This is a genomic window from Propionispora hippei DSM 15287 (assembly GCF_900141835.1).
GTDB lineage: Bacteria > Bacillota > Negativicutes > Propionisporales > Propionisporaceae > Propionispora > Propionispora hippei.
This window is the reverse complement of sequence record NZ_FQZD01000029.1, coordinates 1-21,281: the sequence shown is the minus strand read 5'-3', so window position 1 is coordinate 21,281 and position 21,281 is coordinate 1. Positions and strand designations below refer to the sequence as shown.

The window sequence follows — 21,281 nt, the reverse complement described above, 5'->3', positions numbered from 1 at the left end:
TCATTCCGCCCCTTCCCATGGCACAAATTCTTTGTAGTCTATGCCAAACTGCATTAATATCTTGCCGATAATATGCTGAATCTGCTTTTCCACAGACTGAGCGCCATTATAAAAGGTCAAAACCGGCGGAATAACCACACAGCCACAATCGGCCAGTTCTTTGATATTGCGCAGATGAATCCTGCTTAGCGGCATTTCACGCGGCACAATCACCACCTTGCGCCCTTCCTTGATGCATACGTCGGCGGCCCGCAGCAGCAAATTAGTCGCAAAACCGGCAGCGATACCGGCTGCCGTTTTCATACTGCAGGGAATGATGATCATGCCGTCCGTTTTAAAAGAACCGCTGGAAATGCTGGCTGCCATATTGGTGTGATCATGTACCACATCGGCCAGTGCCGTCACTTCCGCCACCGACAGCTCGGTTTCGTACGCAAAAGTTTTCGCCGCCCCTTCGGTAACCACCACATGCACTTCCATATCCGGAATCTGCCGTAAGGCCTTCAACAGATAATAACCCATAATGACCCCGCTGGCTCCGGAAATACCTACGATTAAACGCATGACATAACACCCTTCCCATTTATCCAACGTAGATTAGTTTACCACAAACCGGCCACATTCCACCACGGTATTTCGATTACGCAGATAGAATAAAAAACAGCAATTTGATTGGCTGAGACGACGCCTGTCTGCGCCGCTCCCTTTACTATGCCGTTGACTCTTTCGATCTAACCGGGGAATAATCCTTTCTTTTTCGTTTTCCCACCGGCAAATTCAGCTCAGCTTGAGCTATTAATACCAAAAAAGCCAACGGCACCCGCTGGCTCTTGCTACTGCAGTATCACACATAAAGTTCATATCAGCCTCGCCTTCCAAAGCGCTTGACTATGTACCAATGGCGTTCCGATTTCTCCGGCCCTTATGACACCGCCTTGGGTATTATGAATCCCGGGTAACTGGCCAAACGGACCGCGGACAAAAAACAACTCCTGAAAAGTTGCGGCGGAGGAGACACTCTTTCCGCAAGATTTCAGGAGATAGGAGGGGATTGCAGTTTATTATGCGGGACGATCTATTTCGTCTCCGTCGTAAATTGCTGCTGCTTTATCTTACCGTATTCGACAATCTGGGCTGCATCCACCCATTTTACCGGAATCGGATAATTATTTTTCACCGTTTCACCCCGGACAGCCTTATCCAGTATGTCAATCACGGTTTTACCAATCAGATAAGAGTCCTGGTCCACAATACCGGTTATCAGTCCGTCTTTAACACCGTTTTCCCAGGTTGGTGTATAATCAAAGCCAAAATGATAAATTTTCCCGGCTTTTCCCTGTGATTTAATCGCTTCCATTACGCCGGTATCCGGGCCCTCAGAACCCAGGGAAAAAACAGCCACCATATCGGGATTAGCCGTAATCTGACCTTCTAATTGCCGTTTCGACTCCGAGGCCTGATCATTGTCCTGAATGGCCTCCAGCCAGGTAAAGTTGGCCGAATCGGCTCCCATGACTGCTTCAAATCCTTTTTTTATCCCTTCTTGTCGATAAGTCATGGTAGTTTGCGTGAGATTCACCGCTGCCAGAGCAAGCTTACCGCGGGTAATCCCCTTGCTTTTTAAGTATTCCGCTGCCTGTTTTCCTAATTCCTCTCCAGCCAGCCGGTTATCTGTTCCCACGTATGCCACACGATTTTCCGTGCTTTTTACATCGGCGTCGAAGGTAACAATAGGTATCCCGGCATCTTTAGCCTCGCGAACCTTTCGGTCGAACATATCCGGGTCCATCGGAGCAATGGCTATGCCTGCCGCCTGATTAGTTACCGCTTCCTGTAGAAAACCGATATGCTTTTCGTTCTTTTGTGACTCTGTAGGCGGAGAAGTCTTAAAGACCAAGTTGTAGCCCAGCTCTCTGGCATGGTCTTCTGCCGCCTTTTTCATCGGTGACCAGTATGCACCAGTATCGACAATCGGAATAAAATACAGCGTTTTTTTGCCTGCCGTGCCACTGGCCGGTGAGTTAGTTCCCGCACAGCCGGCCAGTCCCAGCGCCAGCGCCGCCATCATCAAAAAAGCTATAATTTTATTTTTCATTCTCATGCCCCCATTTTTTTCATGCTCTTTTTCAAACTCCTTTTTATAACCAAACAGCATACTACTTTAACTGTCCTCTCCTTTCTATTTTATCTACCGCCGGCGGCGGTAGTAGTCGACCACAACCGCTACGATAATGATAGCACCGGTAACCGCCTGCTGAATAAAAGAGTTCAATCCCAATACAGCTAGTCCGTTACGAAAAACCTCCAGTGTAAGAATTCCGACAACCGCTCCCGACATGGTTCCAATGCCACCGCTGAAAGCCGCTCCGCCAATAATAGCCGCCGCCAGCGCAAATAAGCCTACCCCGGCCGCTTCGCCCGGCGCCCCCACATTCAGATTGGACATCAAAAGCAGTCCGGCCAAGGCCGCCAACGAACCTTCCAATACATACACCTTTACCAGGTGCCGTCGCACGTGAATTCCTGACAACCGGGCGGCCTCCGGATTGGAACCAACCGCATAACAGTAACGGCCAAAACGGGTATTTTTCATCATATAGGCCAGCACAACAACTACTACTGCAAAAACCAGCGTATTGCTAAACAAAAAATCAACGCCCAGCCTGGTATTTGACAGACTGTAAAACCAGTCCGGTACGCCCTTGATATAAATACCGTTGGTAAAAAACAGCAGGATTCCCCGGATCATATAGTCGGTGCCCAGCGTTAATATAAAGGAATCGAGGTCGAACCGGGTAATAAAAAAACCATTGATCAACCCCCATAAAGCGCCGATAATCAGGGAAGCCAAAATCACCACCGGAGCGGAAAACCCTTTAACAGCCAGAAAAACCGCTGCCGTTCCGGCAAAGGCCGCTATACTGCCGGCAGACAAATCCACCTTCCCGGTTATCAATAGCATGGTAACACCAACCGTAACAATTCCCACGGTAGGGATCTGACGAAAAAAATTACCGATATTGGCCTTTCCCAAAAACATAGGACTCATAAAAGAAAAGGCGACAATCAACCCTGCAAGAACGATGTATACGGAATATTGTAAAGCGATATCGCGCCATTCCCATTTCGCCGGTAATACCGCTTCATTGAGCCTTACTTTCACTTTGCTGTCCCCCCAGTGTCGCTAACGTTAAAATTTTCTCCTGCGTCGCTTCTACCCGGTCAAGATTACCGGTTAACCGCCCCTCACACATTACATAGATCCTGTCTGCCATCCCCAGCAGCTCAGGAAGTTCGGAAGTGATCATGATAACAGCCTTATTATCCTTTATCAGCTCATTCATGATTCCGTAAATTTCCGCTTTAGCTCCTACATCAATGCCCTTGGTTGGTTCATCAAAAATAAACAATTCCGCAGCCGTATTCAGCCATTTCGCCAAAACAACCTTTTGCTGGTTGCCGCCCGACAAAATGCCGGCCGGCGCATCCACCGAGGAAGTCTTGATGCGCAGGCTACGAACAAAGGCTTCAGCAGTCTCCCGCAGTTTATTGCGGTTTAATATGGCATTTTTCATATTAGTCATATTGATATTTTCAGCCACCGACATTAATAGCGAGAGCCCCTGCTGCTTCCGATCCTCAGTGAGCAGGCAGATTCCCTGCCGGATCGCGTCCCTCGGTTCCCTGATACAAACCGGAGTCCCGTTCATCTGTATCTGCCCCTGTAGAATCGCATCAGCACCAAACAGCAGCCGGACCACTTCTGTCCGGCCCGAACCGACCAGGCCGGCAAAACCGACGATCTCACCTCGCCTGACCTGAAAGGATACATTTTTCACCTTTCCGGCATAATCGGAAAGGCCTTCTACTTCCATAAGCAAATCACCGGCTTGCCGTGCCACCTTGGGAAACAATTCGTTAATATCCCGGCCGACCATCATCCGGATTAAGGTATTTTGCGTTACATCCCGCATCACAACGGTCCCTATATACTGTCCATCCCGTAATACGGTGGCCCTATCGCATATTTCAAAAATCTCCTTCAGCCGGTGGGATATGTAGATAATAGCTGTTCCATCCTGTTTAAGGGCACGGATTACGTCAAAGAGAAGGACAACGTCAGCATTGCCGAGAGCCGTTGTCGGCTCGTCAAAAATAATGAGCTTGGCTTGCTGGCTGATTGCTTTGCCAATCTCCAGTAATTGTTTTTGCGCTGTGGGCAGGTTACCTACTATATCGGTTGCTTTTGCCTTAGCTCCCAGTTTTTTAAGAATAGCTTCCGTATCGTTATACAACTTCCGGTAATCAATAATCCCCAAACGTTTATTTTTATAAGGCAGTCTGCCCATGAAAAGATTCTCGGCCACGCTTAATGCTTCTGCCAGATTAAGCTCCTGGTGGACAAAGCCTATCCCTAACCTTTGCGCCTGTTCCGGTGTCATTACCGGACAATTGACCCCATCAATCACGAGCTCGCCGGCATCCTGGCGGTAAATGCCACCCAGCACCTTCATCATCGTCGATTTTCCCGCCCCGTTCTCACCCAAAAGGGCATGCACCTCACCGGCATGTACCGACAGGCTAACTCCTTTGAGCGCCTGGACACCTGGAAACGACTTTTTAATGTCTTTCATCTGTAGATAAACCCGCTCCAAACAGCTCCCCCCGATCGTCCGGATTCTCATCTTCCCCACTGCCCGGCATACAAGTACACTCAGTATTCCAGTACCCGTACTTCACCGCTGAGCTTTATCACCGTCTTTTTTACCTGCTGCCCGGTAAGCGTTCTGCTCCGCTTGTCCGGTTGACTCCCGCCCACAAAGATTTCAAAGTTGCCCGGCTCCAGCATGCATGCCCCTTCATCATTGATGAGAGCAAATTGCCGGGGCGTTATTTTCCAGGATACTACTTTGGTCTCACCGGGAAGCAGTTGTACTTTTTTAACACCCTTCAGTTCCCATTGGGGAACCTTTACGCTGGCTTCTGCATCACGAATATAAAGCTGCACCGTTTCTTCGCCGTCATAGGCGCCGGTATTTTTAACAGCCACGGTACAAAAAATATTCTGATCGCCGCTAAATTCCGTCGGACTGACCTGCAATTCGCTGTAGGCAAAGCTTGTATAGCTAAGACCGTACCCGAACGGATACAGAGCGTCCTGCTTCATATAGCGATAGGTACGATTGTCCATAGTGTAATCGTCAAAATCGGGTAATTCCTCTGTGGTACGGTAGAAAGTAACGGGCAGCTTCCCGGAAGGACTGTAATCCCCAAAGATAAGACCGGCTATTGCCTCGCCGCCTTCGGCTCCCGGATACCACGCCTGAACAATGGCCGGGATATGCTCGTCAGCCCAGGCTACGGACAACGCACTGCCGGCAAGCAAAACGAGGATGACCGATTTTCCGGTCCGGTAAATAGCCTCCAGCAATTCCTGCTGCAAGCCGGGCAGGTTGAGGTTGGGTTTATCGCCACCGGCGTATTCATTGGAAACATCGCCTTCTTCTCCTTCAATACTGCCGTCCAGCCCCAGACACAGCACCACGACGTCGGCTCTTTCCGCTGCCGCTATTGCTTCGGCAAACCTGTCTCTCTTCTCTGCCAGATGCTCCACCCTATCCTTTACCAAATGACATCCCTGCGCATAGTACACAACCGTTTCCGCCGGAAGAGCGCTGCGAATTCCTTCCAGTACCGTCACATACCGTGGCGGTGTGCCGTAATAATTGCCGATCAAAGCCTCCCGGCTGTCCGCATTAGGGCCGATAACAGCGATAGATTTGATTTTTTGATGATCAAGCGGCAATAACTGACTGTCATTTTTCAACAGAACCAGCGACTTCCTGGCCACCTCAACAGCAAAATTCCGGTGTTCCCGGCAGGCATTTTTCTCATAAGGAATGGTGGCATACGGAACCTGGCTGTCCTCGTCAAATAAGCCTAATTTCATCCGGGTAGTCATGAGCCTGACTACAGCAGCCGTGATTTCCTCTTCGGAAACCAGCCCTTCCTGCTGAGCGATTAACAGGTTCAAATACATATTGCCGCAATTTAAGTCACATCCGTTATGTAAGGCCAGTGCGACCGACTCCGGCGCAGTACGGGTAACACCGTGATTTTCATGAAAATCCTTAATAGCCCAGCAATCGGAAACCACATGCCCCGTAAATTTCCATTCAGTCCGCAGTATTTGTTGCAACAGCATATGGCTGCCACAGCAGGGCTCGTCATTTACACGGTTATATGCTCCCATCACGGCCTCCACATTTGCTGTCTGAACACATTCTTTAAACGCCGGTAAATAAGTTTCCCTCAGATCCTTCGGCGAAACAACAGCATTAAAACTGTGGCGCGCGGCTTCCGGACCGCTATGAACAGCAAAATGCTTGGCACAGGCCGCTACCTTCAGATATCGCGGATGATCCCCCTGCAGACCTTTAATATAGGCAACTCCCAGTCGTCCCGTAAGATAAGGGTCTTCACCAAAGGTCTCATGGCCGCGCCCCCAGCGGGGATCCCGGAAAATATTGATATTGGGCGACCAAAAGGTCAGCCCCTTATAAATACCATGGTCTCCCTTTCTCTGAAACTCATGAAATTTAGCTCTGGCCTCTGTCGATACGATCTCGGCCACCTGCCGCAGTAAATCCTCATCAAAAGTCGCCGCCAGCCCGATAGCCTGTGGAAACATGGTGGCCACACCGGCGCGAGCCACTCCGTGCAGCGCTTCGTTCCACCAGTTGTAGGAGGGAATCCCCAAACGGGGAATCGCCGGTGAATTATACACCATCTGGCTTGCCTTTTCTTCCAATGTCATAGCGGCTACCAGTTCTTTCGCCCTTACCTCAAACTCTAACTCTTGTTTATCCAATACGGGAACAGTCATGACGTAATCTCCTTTTCAAACTCTTTCGTGCCCTTTTAGTATAGAATGAGGAATATTTTAAATCTTCTCATTTTTTGCTGGAAAATCTTCACTTTTTGCGCTAAATTATGGTACCATGGAAAGAGCGTAAAATTTAGTTCATTTTGGTAACTGGAGGACTGTACTCGTGAAGAGAGAGCAGGCAGTATTGGATGGACTGGAAGAAAAAAATATTTTCACAGAAAACTATCCCTTCCGTCTTCTTTTAAATACCTGGGAAAACTTTGACTGGCCGATGCACTGGCACCACGCGGTAGAACTGGTATACCCTATAGACAACAGCTACACCGCAACCGTCAATAATCATGATTACACCCTGCACGAAAGAGATATCCTCTTCATCGCCGGCGGTGATATCCATGGTTTCAAAACTACCAATAATAAGGGAAACCGTTTTTTTATCCAGTTTGACATCTCCACGCTGGACGTCTTCGGGCAAATCCAGAATCTTACGCCATTGCTTTCCTCCACCAGACTAATTTCCCGGCAGCACGAGCCTGAACTCCATAACCATCTGGAAAAGCAAATTCTGGAACTGATCAGGGAATACGATCAAAAATCCCTGGCCTATACCCTGTCGCTTAACGCCAGGGTATTTGACATCCTGGTGCTGCTGGCCCGCAGCATACTGGACAATGTGGATTTTAGAGATATCAGCAGCAATAAGAAATTTTTCACCCTGGAAAAGTTAAACCGGGCTTTTCAATTCATTGAAGAAAACTATCAGCGCAATATTTCTCTAAAGGAAGTTTCCTGTGCGGCCGGTTTTAGCGAATACCACTTTTCGCGCATTTTCAAGGAGCTAACGGGCCATAACTTTCTCAGCTATCTAAATGAACGTCGAATAAAAAAGGCTATCAAGCTTCTGACCGGTCACGATCTCTCCATCATTGAAATTGCCCATCACTCAGGCTTCAACAGTATAGCCACCTTCAACAGAACATTTAAAAAGGTAAAAGGCTGTACCCCGGTGGAATATAAACGGATACAATCATAAAAAAACTGATTTTGCTTCTGCAAAAAAAAACAGCAAGCCGCTGCGGAATTCATATGAATCCCGCAGCGGCTTGCTGTTCGTTCGTCTATACTTTATCGCCTGTCACCATGGCAAGCCTTGCCGTTATGGCCGGATAAGCTTGCATAACTCCTGCTGCTGCAGCTCCTTGTCATACCACGGTATGACAACCGTGTGCCCCTGTGAAAGAGTGGCCACCTGGTTAATCCACTGGACTTCACTCTGGGCCTTCGCCTTTAACAACGGACTCTGCGTGGCCGTCAGATAAAAACTGGAGTTTACGATCCACCAGGTAGAAGGAATTCCCGCCCGTTTCAGATCCCCGGACAAGCGGTCCGCTTCATGGACCGGAGTTGCTTCCGGCAGCGTGACAATCACCACTTCCGTTTCCGCTGCATTGCGCAGCCGGGGCAATAGCTTTTTCACACTCGCCGGAATAGCTCCCTGGCTTTTTTGAATCTCCTTATGATAGCTTTGCGTAGCATCCAGTAGCAGCAACGTGTGGCCGGTCGGTGCCGTATCAATCACCACCACCCGGTTATCCGCCTGCTCAACGATTTCGGCAAAGGCCCTAAATACAGCAATCTCCTGGGTACAGGGCGACCGCAAATCTTCTTCAATATAAGCCAGGTCGGCATCGCCCATGGCTTCTCTTGCCTTAGCCAGCACCTCATCCTTGTATTTTGCCAGCTCTGCCTGTTCGTCAATATGGCTTACCTGTAGCAACGTACTATCGGCAAGCAAAAACTGCAAATGATGCGCCGGATCGGTGGTGGTCAGATGTACCTTTACTCCTTTTTCCACTAAGCCTAAGGCAATGGCCGCCGCCAGCGTGCTTTTCCCCACACCGCCTTTGCCCATAGTAAAAATCACCTTTTTGTTACCGGTATACAGTTCATCCACCAGTTCCCGCAGCGAATGTACCGGAGCCAGCGTGTCGGTTGCAGTCGGTTCGCCCGAGTATGTCTCGGTAAGCATGGCGCGGATATGCGAAATTCCATACACATTGTAAGCCCGCAGGGGGATATAGTAAGCAGGCAGCGTCAGCAGGTATTCCGGAATCTGCTGCAGGGCCTGTTGTTGTTTTTGATAGAGCTGCAGCGCCGTTTCATCGGTCGCAGTATCCAATTCCAGTACGCCGTTCAAAATCAGGCTTTGGTTTGCCACGCCCAGTTCCTTAAGCTCTTCCGCTGCCCGTTTGGCCTCAACTAAAGAAGTCTTTTCCGGCCTGGAAACTAACACAACAGTAGTAAGTTCCGGGTCGGCCAGCGTTGTTACGGCATGCTTATACATGTCCTTATTACTTTCCAAGCCGGACAATTGGCCCAAACAGGAAGCGCCGTGGGTATTCTCGCTGATAAAGCTGCTCCAGGCCGACGGCAACTGCAGCATCCTAAGCGTATGGCCGGTCGGCGCCGTATCAAAAATAACATGCTCATATTGGTCTTTGATGGTTGTATCCGTTAAAAAATGCGAAAACTCATTAAACGCGGCAATTTCCACGGTACAGGAACCGGACAGTTGTTCCTCCATATTAGCGATGACCGCATCCGGCAGCACACCCTTATACGGACCAATGACTGTTTCCTTGTATTCGTGGGCCGCCTGCACGGGATCTAAATTCACCACCGTCAGATTGGGCACTTCCGGGATATTTGTCCCCTTATTATCAAGCTCCACCCCAAAGACATCCTGCAAATTAGAAGCCGGATCGGTGCTGATCAGCATGACCCGTTTGCCGCTGTCGGCCAAGTTTACCGCCGTGGCACAGGCAGCAGATGTTTTACCTACACCGCCTTTGCCGGTGAAGAAGAAATATTTTGTCAGCTCCACTCGGGCCGGATGGTAGCCCTGCATCGCCAAGCCCGCTTTTCCCATGCTAACAGCATCCACCGTCACAGCAGCAGCCACCTTCTTTTGTCTTAGTTTGAATGTCCAGCCCCGTCCAGCGGCTAAATTCCTCATTCGACGGGTACCCCTTGGTTTTAACAACCTGGCCGTCAACCAGCGTAACCGGCAGAATCTCCGGACCGTTATCTTTCAGGTATTGACTGATCACCGGATGTTTTACAAACTCCTCGGGCTGCGCCGAAAGATTGAACCGTTTGATATCGGCGCCGCTTTCCTTCAGATTTTCAATGACTGTGGCCACCCGCAACAGCTCGGTATCGACACTGGGACCACAGACGCCGGTCGAACAACACATAGCCGGATCATAAATTACGATTGGTTTCATACTCACACGCTCCCTACGATTTTTTATACTGCGCCAGACTCGATCCGCCGGAGCAAATCCTTCATCCTGGCGTGAATCAAGTTGCGAACCACCCTGAATTCTTCGTCGCTCTTGCCGGAAGGATCATCTAAACCCCAGTCTTCCCGGTGTTGGCACGGCAGCAGCGGGCAGCTCACATTACAACCCATGGTAACGACAATATCGACGGCCGGAATATCCTCCAGCAGTTTGGGCTTTTGCCAAAGCTCCATATCCACACCGATTTCCTTCATGATCCGGACGGCATCCTGATTAATCGCCGGGCGTGTCTCGGTCCCCGCCGAATAGGGTTCCATAACCCCTAAGCCTAATACCCGGCCAAAGGCTTCCGCCATCTGCGACCGGCAGGAGTTATGAACACAGATAAAAGCCACTCGTCTCACGTCATTGGCCCCTTTCCTCCGTTAATTATCACAATTCATTTTTTTGATCTTGCTCGTATCAAAGACATGGTGCGGGCTTACCTCAGCGAGAAGTTCCCGGACAAAAGGATACTGCTCAAAAAGGACCGGCGAAAGGCTATAGTGTACCCACTGCGCTTTTTTCTCCGCCTCAATCAGGCCTGCCAGCCGCAACCTTGCCAGATGCTTGGACGTAGCCGACTGGGAGATTGCTAATACCTGCTCAACTTCACAAACACACTTTTGACCGCTTTGGAGAAAACACAATATGGCCAGCCGGTTTTCATCGGCCAGGGCTTTAAGAACGTCGATGTGACTCATATGTCACCACCTTGTCTACGTATATTACCATATTCCCATATTGGAATATATATAGTATTATATGCCACTAATTATGGCAGTGCAACCCATTAACGAAAAATAGTTTGCAGCATCCAGCTTAGCTCCGGCAGGTGCTTGCAGCCATATATACTTGTTCATTTCACGCCCTCTTGGAGTGCTTATTGCTTACCATTATAGTTTCCAAACTAAAGAGTATACTAAGAAAACAAAACAGGAACAACCCATAATTCAGTGACTTTCCGGGAGGGCTACCAGATGCTAGATGGACTGGATTTAATCATTCGTACTTTGCTAATATTAGGCGCCTTGCTCCTCATCGCCAGAATACTGGGGCGAAGGACGCTATCGGAGCTGACGTTTTATGATTTTGTCATCGGCCTGATTATCGGCAATATCGGCAGTGCCGTTATTACCGAGACGGACTTCGGCATTATTCATGGCCTGGTTTCCCTGGTTACGGCAACCCTATGGCTGCTGCTTATCGACATGCTGTCAATGAAATTTGTTGCCGCCCGGAAATTAATTGAGGCCGAACCGCTCATGGTCATGCATAAGGGGAAAATCCTGGATGCGAATCTGAAAAAACGCTATTACAATACCAATGACCTTTTGGAAATGCTGCGTGAACAGGGGATCTTTGATCCGGACCAGGTAGAGTTGGCTTTGATTGAACCAGATGGAGAGCTTAGTATATTAAAGAAAACAGAGTATGAGCCCCCGGCGGCCAAAGACTTCGACGCATTCCAGCAAACCACAACTCCGGCAAGCCAGTTAGCTTCCAGAGAAATTATCATCGACGGGAAAATCATTGAGCAAGGTTTGGCTCAAAGCGGTTTAACGCGGGAAGAATTAACCGCTCAGCTAAACAATAAAGGAATTACGAATGTGGCCGATGTGACTGTAGCCATGCTGACACCGGAAGGAGAACTATATGTGGACCGGCGGAAAGATACTTAGGTATCATGAGAAATTCAACCGGTGCTCCTGAATCTTCGGAGACTATACACTTACAAGCAGTAAGGACACAATACTTTAATCCTGCCTGGAAAAATTCATGCCGCATCCTGCTGGGGATTCTTTCCTTAAAACCTCTTTCGGTGGAACTATTTCATTCGCTATGGTATGTTCCGTTAATTCAGATAAAGCTCTGATTTTTTTGTTTATCATAATCCTCATGCAGTTTGGTACATGCTCCTGATGGGCTCTATGAATAGCGACACACTCTTTGCAGTTTCCATGATATCTGCACGCCTTCTGGCACGGGCAATGATCCTTCATTCTGAATTCCTCACGAAAATTAGCTACAAATTCCTCTTGAATCCGCCGTCCCTCTTTGCTGTCTCCTTTATGAAACTGTTCCATCGCTAGCTTCTCAATTTCGTTTTCATCAATTATCATTTGTTTTATCCCTCCCTGGTTTTTTCAGTTATAATTATATAGCCAACTATTATTGAAAAATAGTTGTATTTGGCCTAAAATATATAAAAAAGGAACCATCAAAGGGAAGGCATCAAATGTCCACAGAATCACCCATCTATTCCCATAATCCTTATCACACAACGAAATTCCCACTCTTGGTTTTAAACGTAAACCATCGCACCTGCACTCCTTTCAACGAGGGATTTCAAGTATTACATTGGCATGATGAGGTACAATTCGTCTATATTTTAAAAGGAATTGTCCATGTTAAAATATATGATGAAGAATTTGATCTACAGAAAAACGACGGTATGTTTATTAATCGTACCGTATTGCATCACATTACAGAAAAAGAAGATTGCCATTATCACAGTTACATTATTCCAGCACGCATGTTATCTTTCTTTTCCGGCAGCGTTATGGAACAGGATGATGTGGAAGCTATCATCCATAATCCTGCCTTCACGCATTATTTGCTGCGCGCCAATGACCCAACTCATAAGGCTGTCCTTCATCAGCTAAATTTATTAGACAACCTATACTTTCAAGATAACAAATATACACATTACGAATATCGTCTTTCTATCCAATTATCTATAGTCTGGCTTGAATTCATCTCTCTTCTTCCCGCCATGGACAAAGTGACCCCTTCCAAAAATTACGAACGGATACGAACCTTAATCTCAATAATACATACTAATTATTGTCGTCCACTATCCATACAGGATATGGCCGCTGCCGCCCATATCAGTAAAACAGAGTGTATCCGCTGCTTTCAAAAATTTGTTCATCAATCTCCTTATCAATATCTGCTAAAATACCGCCTTCATGTGAGTACCTCTTTACTTACTACGACAGATATGTCGATAACGGATATTGCTTTAAATGTAGGATTTCATTCCATAAGTTCTTATATTAAATATTTCAAAATGTATTACCATACAACACCATACAAATATCGACTATCTTGCCCTGTGGGCTATCGCTGATAAACAAATGACAATGGATAACGTCTTATCTACTATTCTGTCAACCTTGCGGACCATGATTTACCGGTTCATGCAAATACACAGAGGCATGAAGTCGTCTCTTAAGCCGGGCGATATCCAAAAGGATGAGGAAGGTATACGAACATTTCAAACTCTGGGTAAAAATATGGCGAGCCTGCTAAAACAATTAAAAACCGCCCCTTGAGCAGCTTGTCTGCTATCCCATCACCTTAACAGCGACATAAAGCCGGTAAGCTTATTGATCTTTTTCTTGTTCCCATACATGGCAATCCCCAGATAAGTATGGTCCGGCTCAGATACGGTTGCTGCTATTGCTACATATTCACTGTAGACATTACACCCTTGCGCAACATCCGAAAAATCAACAACAACCAGGTCGCTAAATTCCGGGCCATACAGACGTTCCCTGCACTCTCTCAGAATCGTCTTGTCGCCACGCAGCATGGTTACGGGGATTGTAATAATACCCAGGTGAGCTTGACCGGAAGCATCCATCACATCTGCTCCTACCTGTTCAGGGATGTGTTTTCCCAACGTGATTCCTAAGATGGCAGAGGTGTTTGCCACCATGCCGATGGGCAATTCCGAATCTATGATCATGACACACTTTATATTAGAACCACTCATATCTTCCAGCTCCTCTCATTTTGTAAAGCCTGTGCTCTCGCCAAGTAGCGCCAATCCAATATTTATTTTCTGATGCTTAGTGTATCACAAGCCGCGACCGCATTCTTGTATGATATTGCCTTTAACTCCAGAGATTGGTTATTTATACATTAAAAAAGAAGTACCGTCCGTCAATAAACGGCTGGTACTTCTTTTTCAACTTATTTTTTCCTATCTAATCTTATGGATTCCTTATAAATATCACTTGTTCCTATAGGCAGAAAGGATTTTTATGTAGTATAATTATGAAAAAAGAAGTCTGTATATTCTGGCATTATAATATGGAGATAGCAAGTTTAGTAGTGAAGGGAGCAATACTTAATGAACGTTCTGTTAGTTGGTGGAGGCAGAGGTGGCGCCGGGATTCTGGAGCTTTGCCGAAAGGTTCCTGAGGTGGATATTGTAGGAGTTGTAGATGTCAAAACCGATGCGGTGGCAATCCAGTTGGCCAAACAAATGGGGATTCGGACGTTTAACGATGTGAGAGATGCATTGAAGTCATCGGCCGTTGATGCTGTTCTCAACATTACCGGCAACGAAGAAGTAAACCGGCTGATCGAAGAGAATAAACAGGAACATGTGAAGGTTGTTGATGACTTTGCCACCAAGATGCTGTATCATTTAGTGAAATCTCAGGCGTTAATGCAGGAAGAACTGCAATCCAAGGTGGAGGTATTATCCCATTCCGTTAACGAGGCTAAAAAGCATATTAACAATACCCATGAAGTTATTGGTTTTATCAATAAGGTATCCCAACAGACCAACCTGCTAGGCTTGAATGCAGCTATTGAGGCAGCCCGTGCCGGAGAACAGGGCCGGGGCTTCGCAGTAGTGGCGCAGGAAGTGCGCAAGCTGGCCGAAGACAGTGTGGAAGCAACTAAGAAAATCAATTCGATTCTGGGAAATATTGAATCTTCCATGCAAACTATTATAACCGGTATTGAACAGACAGCAGCCGTTGCCGAAAAGCACTCCAGCAATGAACTGATTGTCGGATTAAAAGTAAGATAGACAACTCCTAAAGCCTCGAGCCTAAGCTCGGGGCTTTTCTTGTTATCAGTTATTGTTTGAATGATATTACATATTATAATGAAAATGAGCTATACATAGTGAGCCGATACGGTTTGAACACAACCAAGCAAATATTGCCTAAATCAATACAAGTTTCGCATCGTCAAACGAATGCGTCATGCGTTTCCTTAATTCAAGCGGTATGGAGGCAGCCCTTTGAAACAACTACCTAATATCCTTTCCTGCGCCCGTATCATCCTTTCGCTGGCGTTGCTGTTCGTTCTAGATCAGCTTTCTTGGTTTTTAATTCTTTATCTGATATGCGGACTGACTGATATGGCTGACGGAATCATTGCTCGCCGTCTTAAGGCGGAAACAAGACTGGGAGCAAAGCTAGACAGCCTGGGAGATTTTGTGTTTTTCAGTGTTTCGCTGGTAAGGTTTATACCGCTGCTTGATAAAGAAAATAGCCTATTTCTCTCCCTTGTCATCGCCTTGGTTACCGTTCTTCGCGTTAGCAATCTGATTATTACAAAGGTAAAGTTCAGGCAATGGGGTATGATACACACGATTTTGAACAAAATCACAGGATTAGCTCTTTTTAGCGTTCTGCCAGTATGCTTGCTGACAGCTTCCTTACCGCTTGGACTCATCCTCCCGCTGGGCATGATAGCGATTCTTTCAGCAACAGAAGAATGCATCATACTATTAACCGCCAAAACCTACGACGCCAATAGGAAGAGCCTCTTTGCACATGAGCAGTGCGGCAAGTAAATGTCTGTTGGATATCTAACCCTTATAGACAAAGACGGCGTGCAGTCTTATCTCAGACCAGGCGCCGTCTTTTCTACTTCCTAGCAATGCATATTCATTAAAATACACGACTTATAAAAAGCTCCGCTCCTCCATTATTCATTGAGCAAATCAGCTACTTACCCCCACCTGCCGGGCTAATTCCTTATCCAGAAACACCGTCACATCCCGGTGCAGCTTTAAGAGTGTGCAGGGAACTTGCGTTGTGACCTCGTCGCTGGTTAGCAGCTTTTTCAAAACAGCAGCCTTCTGACTGCCGGTGGTCAACAACACGATCTTCCCAGCCTGCAGGATATCGCCCACACCCATCGTGATGGCTGTCTTCGGCACCTCGTCCTCGCTGGCAAAGAACCGGGCATTCGCCTTAATCGTCTCCCGATCCAGCGTAGCCACATGAACCCCTTCCTGCAGCACCTCGCCCGGCTCGTTAAACCCGATATGACCGTTCACCCCGACACCCAGTAGCTGTACATCCCTGGGCCAGATCTCCAGGATGCGGCTAAAGTTGGTAATCTCCGGCTGCAGCAACTGGCTGCCGGAAGGGATATAGGTATTGAGCGGATTGATATCAATATGGTCAAAGAAATATGTATCCATGTAATGGCGGTAGCTCTGCGGATGATCGGGTTTTAAGCCGATATATTCATCCAAATTCACCGTCCGGATTTCTGTATAGCTCACCGCTTGCTGCTTGTAAGCCTCCACCAGATGGGGATACACCCCTTGCGCTGTCCCGCCGGTAGCTAAGCCCAAACAGGCTTGTGGGTTAGCCGTAACAACGCTCAGCAGTTGGTTAGCCGCTTCGCGACAAGATGCTTCATACGAATCGGTTACAATGATCTTCACTGACGATATCCCTCCCTATACCGGGCAGGCAAACCGCCTGCCCGGTAGTTTTTTAGTGATTAATAAATTAAAACTTTTGCCTACCTTATACAGCAGGAAAATCCCGTTGATATTTCGCTATGATCTCCTCTACCCACTCTGCCGTAACCTCTTTGGCGTTGCAGATCGAATAACGGATATTCTGCGCCCGGACGAACTCGTTCAAAGTGAGTAAGGCCTGGCGAATATCGTCGATCGTAATCTGCAGTGCCTGGGGCCTAATATCAATCTCCGACCGTCTAATCAGCGACACCGCCCGTTCGTGCTGGTTATCCTGGAAAGCCGACATAAAGTAGACCCCCAGGCAAACGGCCTGGCCGTGGAGAAACTGCCTGCCGGTAATCCGTTCCAAGTTCATAAAGACGTTATGCTCTGAGCCGTCTTCCCACATGGTATGCCGCATCCGGTAGCTGTGTTCGGCTATTCCCTTATAGGCCCGGACAATATAGCGCAGGCCCGGTTCTTTGTTCTTCACAATCTCACCCATATACTCGGCTAACAGCGCCAGCATTTCCTGGGTTTCGTCATAGATCCGCTGATCAAAGGCGTGAGACTTGGTGATTAGAGCGTTGATCTTCCAGTCGTAACTGGCGGTCAGGCAGCTTAATAAATCGCCGACACCGGACAGGTTTAAATGGCGGGGCGCCTGCTCCAGGATATCGAAGTCAATCAGAATCTCCTTCGGCAGGATATCGCCTTCATATTTAACCACATGGTCATAGCGGACCGCTGTCTTATAGCAGAGAAAAGCATTGACTGATAAAGCAGTCGGCATCTGGTATAAAGGCACCTGATGAGCCGTGGCCCATAGCTTGGCCGCGTCGGCAGCCATGCCACCACCCAGCCCTAAGACTTGACTAAATCCGGACAGGGTTTTGACTTCCTCGTCCATGACCTTTTTCTCCATGGTAGTGACGAAATAGAGCTGAATCGCATCTTGCCTGACCTGCCCCTTTAACTTCTCCCAGATAACCGGATCGGTAACAATCAGCCAGTTTTCTTTACTGTCAGTTAAGTTAGTTAACAGATTCCGGCCATAAGTGACCGGATATTTCTCCTGGTTCATGATATTTATCATTGTCTCCTTTATTCTGATGTTAGATCGCCCTAGTGGCTTGCAACGCCGCCAGCTTCCGGTGAACCTCTTCGGCGGCGCGAAGCTGGGCGGTCTCTTGTAAGTTCAAACGTTCTCGCTGGACATAGTAAGCCAGCAGTTCCGAAATTTCACTAAAGGTAAACTTCTTATCCGGCGCAAAATCGGTACCGAGGCTAATACCCTTTAGCCGGTAGGCGCTGCGGATACGCCCGGTCGGGTCGGCCAGGATCAGATAGTACACCCGCCATCCAGCCCAGTGCCGAGCACTGCCATAGCCGCAGATACCCAGTTTTTGCAGGTGTCCTAGCGTCCGGGTGATCTTTTTCAGTTGGTAGATACCGAGCAGTCCCTGCAGCAGGATAAGGAGAAAGAGATAGACAAGCAGGGCTTCCAGGCTTAGGCTGTTCATACGGCCTTACCTCCCTCCCCTACGCTTCCCGCTCAATAGCCAGCATCTCCCCTACTGTTGCCGCTTGTGGCTTGTCACCTGCCAGATGGATGCTGCCAGCCCAGGGAGTGGTGATGGCCCCATCAAAGCGCAGCGAGATATGTCCCAGATTGCGCAGGTTCTCACTGGCCACGGGACCTACGACGGTTACGGGGTAACGTGTTTCACCCAGCAGCAAGCAATCTCCCACTTGAATATCTGTCACTAACTCCGTCGGGGTTAAAATCAGGCAATACTCCTTTAACCCGTCCGGAGCCTGGGGGTAAAAAGTGATGAGTACGTCGGTTTCGAGAAAATCTAAAGCATAGGGGCCGATAGCTTCAATCGTAGTCCGGTAGATATCCATGTCTGACTCTCCTTCCCTACTGATAGATAAAGAAGCTGACCGCCAGGGCGGCCCCTACTTCAATCGGCGCTACTAAGAACTTGGCATACAGCACCGCCGGGACGCCGACTTCGGCGGTTTCCGGTTCGGCTTCCGTCAGGCTTAGCCCCACCGGAATAAAATCGGCTCCCACCGGCTGGTGAATAGCAAATAAGGCGGGTAACGCCAGATGCGGCGGAATCTTACCGCTGGCAATGAGCGTGCCGACCAGGACGCCGATGGTCTGGGGTATAACTGCTCCCGGTCCGAGGATAGGCGACAACACCGGAATGGCCGATACCATGCCCAAAGCCAGTAAGCCCCAGGGGTTGCCCGCCAAGGCGGCCAGTCCGTCGGCAATGCGCTGACCGAGGCCGCTGCCCATAATGATGCCGACAATGGCGCTGACGAAGACCATGAACGGCAGGACGGTACTGAGCATGAGTTTGACCGATTCCCGTCCGGCCTGGACGAAGGTACTGACAACCCGGCCAATCACGGAGGAGAGGGACAAAATGAAGTTCTGACTCATAGGGTTTCCTCCTTTTTGACTTGTATCTGGTCCAGTCCGACCGCCGATACATAGATACCGGGTTTAATGTAGGCAGCAAACGGTCCTGACGGACTGACCGGATTCACATTGACTGTCTTCAGTCCTTTCTTCGGAAAGATCCCTAACCGTAACGTGCCGCCGCAGTTAACGACCACGCAGGCGGTCTCGGCATCAGGCACGATGGTACTAAACCCATCCACCGCTTCCCCACCGGACAGTTCGGCAATCCTTTGGGCCACCGGATGAATGCCGCCGCCGGTAATGCAGACAATCTTGCGGCGCTTGTCCTGCATCTGAACTTCCAGGGGTACGCCCCAGCCACGTGGGCCGGGAGAAATAGCTACAATTGGTTGATTCACAGTTTGAACCCCCTCTATTGTTTTATGTTCACTTTACAGTAAAGGTTCCTCCATAGGCTGTCCCAGCTTCCGGGCCTCCAGCTTGTCCCAGTCGAGGCCTTTCTTCCTGGCTAAGGCATGGGCGATCTTTTCCACTACAAACGCTTTTAACGTGGTGGTGAACATGGCCAGGAAAAAAACGCTGACCGCCAGCGGTCCGATGGGTAAGCCCAATTTCATCACGCCATCGGCTACACCTAACCAAGCGTACAGTTCAGCCGGATTGACATGGGGAAAGAAACACATCAGCGGCGCCATGGTGCTGCAGTTAACCGCCTCGTAGTAGCCGGGCTTATACCGCTCCGGCAAAAACCGCCCCATCAAAAAGGCGGTGGGATTAGAAAAGAAAAACGCCGACAGGTACGGCAGGAATAAGTAGCGGACTAAAATCCGTTTCCCGGCCAGCCGCTGGGCCAGGCCCTCAATCCGGTCCTGGCCGACTAAGGCAATGATGGTGTTCATAATGGTCAGGGCAATTAAAGCCGCCGGTAAAATACCGGTGATCATGCCGACCAGTGTCTCCCCACCGGTATTGATCAGCTTAATAAAGCTCTCGCCGGTGGCTACTAAAAAATCCATGGATAGTCCTCCTTTATTTCAAGGTTGGATTTACAAACGAGTGCGAAGGATACCGAGAGAATATGACAGAATAGTTTACGAAATTTGGTAAATAAGGTATAATGAGAATGTGTTTTGTACTTTTTGTGCCTACTTTTGGACACAACGAACCAGGCAGTATCCTGCTTGCCGGCTGATGATACTGCTTGCTTGTGTGGTCACCTCGCCTTCAGGGTTTCTTTAGATTGGCAATTATTTCTCATCACCTCCTTTTAAAACAGGTTTATAATAAATCTCAGGGCGCTGTTGTTGTTTATAAACTACAGTTTAATTAAAAAAATTTGCTTCCTTCATTAAGTCAGCGCCTACGTAAATTATAAACAACGATTTACCTATTGTCAATCATAAACAACAAAATTGTTTTGTCTAATTTTAATTATTATAGGAGTGTAAGTATGGCTAACAAGCTTGGTAATTTCATCAGAGAAAAACGAGGAAATGAATCATTACGTGAATTAGCCAAACGCTGTAATGTAAGCCATACATTAATCGATACATTAGAAAAAGGCTATGATCCCAGGACAGGAAAACCAGCAAGACCTACTGTCGACTCATTGAAAAAGATTGCTAAAGGTTTAGGAGTTAACGTCATGGATCTTTTAATATTGGCTGCCGAAGAAGAAACGGATTCTTAGCCGTTGCGACTCTCTCATAAATTAACTGCTGAACAATTTGGAAAAGAATTTAGCGTTTCTAAACAAACCGTTAGCCGTTGGGAAGAGACTATCCCGAAAACTGTGTAAACCTCCAAGATGGTGTAAAATAGAAGCACCGAACTTGGAGGTTTTAATTATGGTAAAAAGAAAAATCACCCCGGAACGACGAGAACAAAGAAAGAAATTACTAGAACTGCTACAAAGAGCCGGAATTAACGATGTTGCCGGAGTCCAGGAACTGTTTAAGGAAATGGTAAGTACCGTTTTAGAAAATGGACTGGAAGGCGAATTAGATGATGAATTAGGCTATAGCAAGTACGATTATCGTAATAAGGAAACCGATAATAGCCGTAACGGCTACAGCGAAAAAACACTAAAGACTAGCC

General features: G+C 48.0%; 26 protein-coding genes. 8 read left to right on the top strand and 18 right to left on the bottom strand.

Features of this window, described 5'->3' with window-relative positions:
• From F3H20_RS14405 to F3H20_RS14385, 5 genes are all read right to left on the bottom strand, one after another.
• Positions 1 to 564, bottom strand: a complete 564-nt coding sequence (locus F3H20_RS14405; protein WP_149735607.1) for a UbiX family flavin prenyltransferase — start codon at positions 562 to 564, stop codon at positions 1 to 3.
• 511 nt (positions 565 to 1,075) lie between these two features.
• Positions 1,076 to 2,095: a sugar ABC transporter substrate-binding protein gene (locus F3H20_RS14400; RefSeq protein ID WP_149735606.1), complete on the bottom strand. Its 1,020-nt coding sequence runs from the start codon at positions 2,093 to 2,095 to the stop codon at positions 1,076 to 1,078.
• A gap of 93 nt (positions 2,096 to 2,188) precedes the next feature.
• Entirely contained in the window at positions 2,189 to 3,163 is a 975-nt protein-coding gene (locus F3H20_RS14395; RefSeq protein ID WP_223191778.1) for an ABC transporter permease, read from the bottom strand.
• The gene (locus F3H20_RS14390; protein WP_149735605.1) at positions 3,144 to 4,655 is read right to left on the bottom strand and encodes a sugar ABC transporter ATP-binding protein; all 1,512 of its coding nucleotides are present in this window, start codon (positions 4,653 to 4,655) and stop codon (positions 3,144 to 3,146) included. The genes F3H20_RS14395 and F3H20_RS14390 overlap by 20 nt, the downstream gene beginning before the upstream one ends.
• A 59-nt stretch (positions 4,656 to 4,714) precedes the next feature.
• Positions 4,715 to 6,886, bottom strand: coding sequence for a glycoside hydrolase family 3 C-terminal domain-containing protein (locus F3H20_RS14385; protein ID WP_149735604.1), 2,172 nt, complete (start codon positions 6,884 to 6,886; stop codon positions 4,715 to 4,717).
• A 166-nt stretch (positions 6,887 to 7,052) separates the two neighbouring features.
• Here F3H20_RS14385 and F3H20_RS14380 point away from each other — a divergent pair, with 166 nt between their 5' ends.
• The gene (locus F3H20_RS14380) at positions 7,053 to 7,922 is read left to right on the top strand and encodes a helix-turn-helix domain-containing protein (RefSeq protein WP_223191777.1); all 870 of its coding nucleotides are present in this window, start codon (positions 7,053 to 7,055) and stop codon (positions 7,920 to 7,922) included.
• A 123-nt stretch (positions 7,923 to 8,045) separates the two neighbouring features.
• On the opposite strand, the gene arsA is transcribed toward F3H20_RS14380, so the two are convergent.
• The 4 genes from arsA to F3H20_RS14360 are packed head-to-tail and all read right to left on the bottom strand — an operon-like array spanning position 8,046 to position 10,937.
• Positions 8,046 to 9,797, bottom strand: a complete 1,752-nt coding sequence (arsA, locus tag F3H20_RS14375) for an arsenical pump-driving ATPase (protein ID WP_149735624.1) — start codon at positions 9,795 to 9,797, stop codon at positions 8,046 to 8,048.
• A gap of 22 nt (positions 9,798 to 9,819) precedes the next feature.
• Positions 9,820 to 10,176 carry an arsenite efflux transporter metallochaperone ArsD gene (gene arsD / locus F3H20_RS14370; RefSeq protein WP_149735603.1) on the bottom strand — a complete coding sequence of 119 codons (357 nt, stop codon included), beginning with the start codon at positions 10,174 to 10,176 and terminating at the stop codon, positions 9,820 to 9,822.
• Between the two features lie 23 nt (positions 10,177 to 10,199).
• A complete protein-coding gene (locus F3H20_RS14365) occupies positions 10,200 to 10,598 on the bottom strand; it encodes an arsenate reductase ArsC (RefSeq protein WP_149735602.1) in 399 nt (132 codons plus the stop codon).
• Between the two features lie 21 nt (positions 10,599 to 10,619).
• Entirely contained in the window at positions 10,620 to 10,937 is a 318-nt protein-coding gene (locus F3H20_RS14360) for an ArsR/SmtB family transcription factor (protein ID WP_149735601.1), read from the bottom strand.
• Positions 10,938 to 11,213: 276 nt separating this feature from the next.
• Here F3H20_RS14360 and F3H20_RS14355 point away from each other — a divergent pair, with 276 nt between their 5' ends.
• Positions 11,214 to 11,915, top strand: a complete 702-nt coding sequence (locus tag F3H20_RS14355; protein ID WP_149735600.1) for a YetF domain-containing protein — start codon at positions 11,214 to 11,216, stop codon at positions 11,913 to 11,915.
• 75 nt (positions 11,916 to 11,990) lie between these two features.
• On the opposite strand, the gene F3H20_RS14350 is transcribed toward F3H20_RS14355, so the two are convergent.
• Positions 11,991 to 12,356, bottom strand: coding sequence for an LPS biosynthesis protein (locus tag F3H20_RS14350; RefSeq protein ID WP_149735599.1), 366 nt, complete (start codon positions 12,354 to 12,356; stop codon positions 11,991 to 11,993).
• A 116-nt stretch (positions 12,357 to 12,472) separates the two neighbouring features.
• Here F3H20_RS14350 and F3H20_RS14345 point away from each other — a divergent pair, with 116 nt between their 5' ends.
• Entirely contained in the window at positions 12,473 to 13,366 is an 894-nt protein-coding gene (locus tag F3H20_RS14345) for an AraC family transcriptional regulator (protein ID WP_149735598.1), read from the top strand.
• A 225-nt stretch (positions 13,367 to 13,591) separates the two neighbouring features.
• Here F3H20_RS14345 and F3H20_RS14335 read toward each other — a convergent pair whose 3' ends face one another.
• Complete coding sequence (locus tag F3H20_RS14335) at positions 13,592 to 14,014, bottom strand: DUF2000 domain-containing protein (protein WP_149735597.1); 423 nt, start codon at positions 14,012 to 14,014, stop codon at positions 13,592 to 13,594.
• 360 nt (positions 14,015 to 14,374) lie between these two features.
• Here F3H20_RS14335 and F3H20_RS20385 point away from each other — a divergent pair, with 360 nt between their 5' ends.
• Positions 14,375 to 15,064: a methyl-accepting chemotaxis protein gene (locus F3H20_RS20385; RefSeq protein ID WP_149735596.1), complete on the top strand. Its 690-nt coding sequence runs from the start codon at positions 14,375 to 14,377 to the stop codon at positions 15,062 to 15,064.
• Between the two features lie 216 nt (positions 15,065 to 15,280).
• Positions 15,281 to 15,838 carry a CDP-alcohol phosphatidyltransferase family protein gene (locus F3H20_RS14325; protein ID WP_149735595.1) on the top strand — a complete coding sequence of 186 codons (558 nt, stop codon included), beginning with the start codon at positions 15,281 to 15,283 and terminating at the stop codon, positions 15,836 to 15,838.
• Positions 15,839 to 15,988: 150 nt separating this feature from the next.
• Here the strand turns inward: F3H20_RS14325 and F3H20_RS14320 are convergent, their stop codons facing one another.
• From F3H20_RS14320 to srlA, 7 genes are all read right to left on the bottom strand, one after another.
• The gene (locus tag F3H20_RS14320) at positions 15,989 to 16,723 is read right to left on the bottom strand and encodes a glucosamine-6-phosphate deaminase (protein ID WP_149735594.1); all 735 of its coding nucleotides are present in this window, start codon (positions 16,721 to 16,723) and stop codon (positions 15,989 to 15,991) included.
• Positions 16,724 to 16,808: 85 nt separating this feature from the next.
• A complete protein-coding gene (locus F3H20_RS14315) occupies positions 16,809 to 17,828 on the bottom strand; it encodes an iron-containing alcohol dehydrogenase (RefSeq protein ID WP_188128351.1) in 1,020 nt (339 codons plus the stop codon).
• 31 nt (positions 17,829 to 17,859) lie between these two features.
• On the bottom strand, positions 17,860 to 18,267 hold the full coding sequence (locus F3H20_RS14310; RefSeq protein ID WP_149735592.1) for a transcriptional regulator GutM: 408 nt from the start codon (positions 18,265 to 18,267) through the stop codon (positions 17,860 to 17,862).
• Between the two features lie 19 nt (positions 18,268 to 18,286).
• On the bottom strand, positions 18,287 to 18,652 hold the full coding sequence (locus F3H20_RS14305; protein ID WP_149735591.1) for a PTS glucitol/sorbitol transporter subunit IIA: 366 nt from the start codon (positions 18,650 to 18,652) through the stop codon (positions 18,287 to 18,289).
• Between the two features lie 16 nt (positions 18,653 to 18,668).
• A complete protein-coding gene (locus F3H20_RS20380; protein ID WP_316843073.1) occupies positions 18,669 to 19,202 on the bottom strand; it encodes a PTS sorbitol transporter subunit IIB in 534 nt (177 codons plus the stop codon).
• Positions 19,199 to 19,582 (bottom strand): hypothetical protein, encoded by a 384-nt coding sequence (locus F3H20_RS20375; protein WP_316843072.1) that lies wholly within the window; start codon positions 19,580 to 19,582, stop codon positions 19,199 to 19,201. Before F3H20_RS20375 ends, F3H20_RS20380 begins: the two co-directional genes overlap by 4 nt.
• Positions 19,583 to 19,615: 33 nt before the next feature.
• Positions 19,616 to 20,200, bottom strand: coding sequence for a PTS glucitol/sorbitol transporter subunit IIC (srlA, locus tag F3H20_RS14295; protein WP_149735590.1), 585 nt, complete (start codon positions 20,198 to 20,200; stop codon positions 19,616 to 19,618).
• Positions 20,201 to 20,634: 434 nt separating this feature from the next.
• Between srlA and F3H20_RS14290 the strand changes: the two genes are divergently transcribed.
• From F3H20_RS14290 to F3H20_RS20470, 3 genes are all read left to right on the top strand, one after another.
• Positions 20,635 to 20,874 carry a helix-turn-helix domain-containing protein gene (locus tag F3H20_RS14290; RefSeq protein WP_149735589.1) on the top strand — a complete coding sequence of 80 codons (240 nt, stop codon included), beginning with the start codon at positions 20,635 to 20,637 and terminating at the stop codon, positions 20,872 to 20,874.
• Positions 20,875 to 20,877: 3 nt separating this feature from the next.
• Positions 20,878 to 20,982: a helix-turn-helix domain-containing protein gene (locus tag F3H20_RS20475; RefSeq protein ID WP_149735588.1), complete on the top strand. Its 105-nt coding sequence runs from the start codon at positions 20,878 to 20,880 to the stop codon at positions 20,980 to 20,982.
• A 49-nt stretch (positions 20,983 to 21,031) separates the two neighbouring features.
• Positions 21,032 to 21,281, top strand: a 250-nt coding sequence (locus F3H20_RS20470; protein WP_188128350.1) for a transposase, incomplete at its 3' end; no start/stop codon positions are given.

Bases quoted from the DNA above. Each gene is read 5' to 3' on its own strand.
- F3H20_RS14405 (WP_149735607.1), bottom strand. From the start codon at position 564: ATGCGTTTAATCGTAGGTATTTCCGGAGCCAGCGGGGTCATTATGGGT.
- F3H20_RS14400 (WP_149735606.1), bottom strand. From the start codon at position 2,095: ATGAAAAATAAAATTATAGCTTTTTTGATGATGGCGGCGCTGGCGCTG.
- F3H20_RS14385 (WP_149735604.1), bottom strand. From the start codon at position 6,886: ATGACTGTTCCCGTATTGGATAAACAAGAGTTAGAGTTTGAGGTAAGG.
- arsA (WP_149735624.1), bottom strand. From the start codon at position 9,797: ATGCAGGGCTACCATCCGGCCCGAGTGGAGCTGACAAAATATTTCTTC.
- arsD (WP_149735603.1), bottom strand. From the start codon at position 10,176: ATGAAACCAATCGTAATTTATGATCCGGCTATGTGTTGTTCGACCGGC.
- F3H20_RS14360 (WP_149735601.1), bottom strand. From the start codon at position 10,937: ATGAGTCACATCGACGTTCTTAAAGCCCTGGCCGATGAAAACCGGCTG.
- F3H20_RS14355 (WP_149735600.1), top strand. From the start codon at position 11,214: ATGCTAGATGGACTGGATTTAATCATTCGTACTTTGCTAATATTAGGC.
- F3H20_RS14350 (WP_149735599.1), bottom strand. From the start codon at position 12,356: ATGATAATTGATGAAAACGAAATTGAGAAGCTAGCGATGGAACAGTTT.
- F3H20_RS14345 (WP_149735598.1), top strand. From the start codon at position 12,473: ATGTCCACAGAATCACCCATCTATTCCCATAATCCTTATCACACAACG.
- F3H20_RS14335 (WP_149735597.1), bottom strand. From the start codon at position 14,014: ATGAGTGGTTCTAATATAAAGTGTGTCATGATCATAGATTCGGAATTG.
- F3H20_RS20385 (WP_149735596.1), top strand. From the start codon at position 14,375: ATGAACGTTCTGTTAGTTGGTGGAGGCAGAGGTGGCGCCGGGATTCTG.
- F3H20_RS14315 (WP_188128351.1), bottom strand. From the start codon at position 17,828: ATGAACCAGGAGAAATATCCGGTCACTTATGGCCGGAATCTGTTAACT.
- F3H20_RS14310 (WP_149735592.1), bottom strand. From the start codon at position 18,267: ATGAACAGCCTAAGCCTGGAAGCCCTGCTTGTCTATCTCTTTCTCCTT.
- F3H20_RS14305 (WP_149735591.1), bottom strand. From the start codon at position 18,652: ATGGATATCTACCGGACTACGATTGAAGCTATCGGCCCCTATGCTTTA.
- F3H20_RS20380 (WP_316843073.1), bottom strand. From the start codon at position 19,202: ATGAGTCAGAACTTCATTTTGTCCCTCTCCTCCGTGATTGGCCGGGTT.
- srlA (WP_149735590.1), bottom strand. From the start codon at position 20,200: ATGGATTTTTTAGTAGCCACCGGCGAGAGCTTTATTAAGCTGATCAAT.
- F3H20_RS14290 (WP_149735589.1), top strand. From the start codon at position 20,635: ATGGCTAACAAGCTTGGTAATTTCATCAGAGAAAAACGAGGAAATGAA.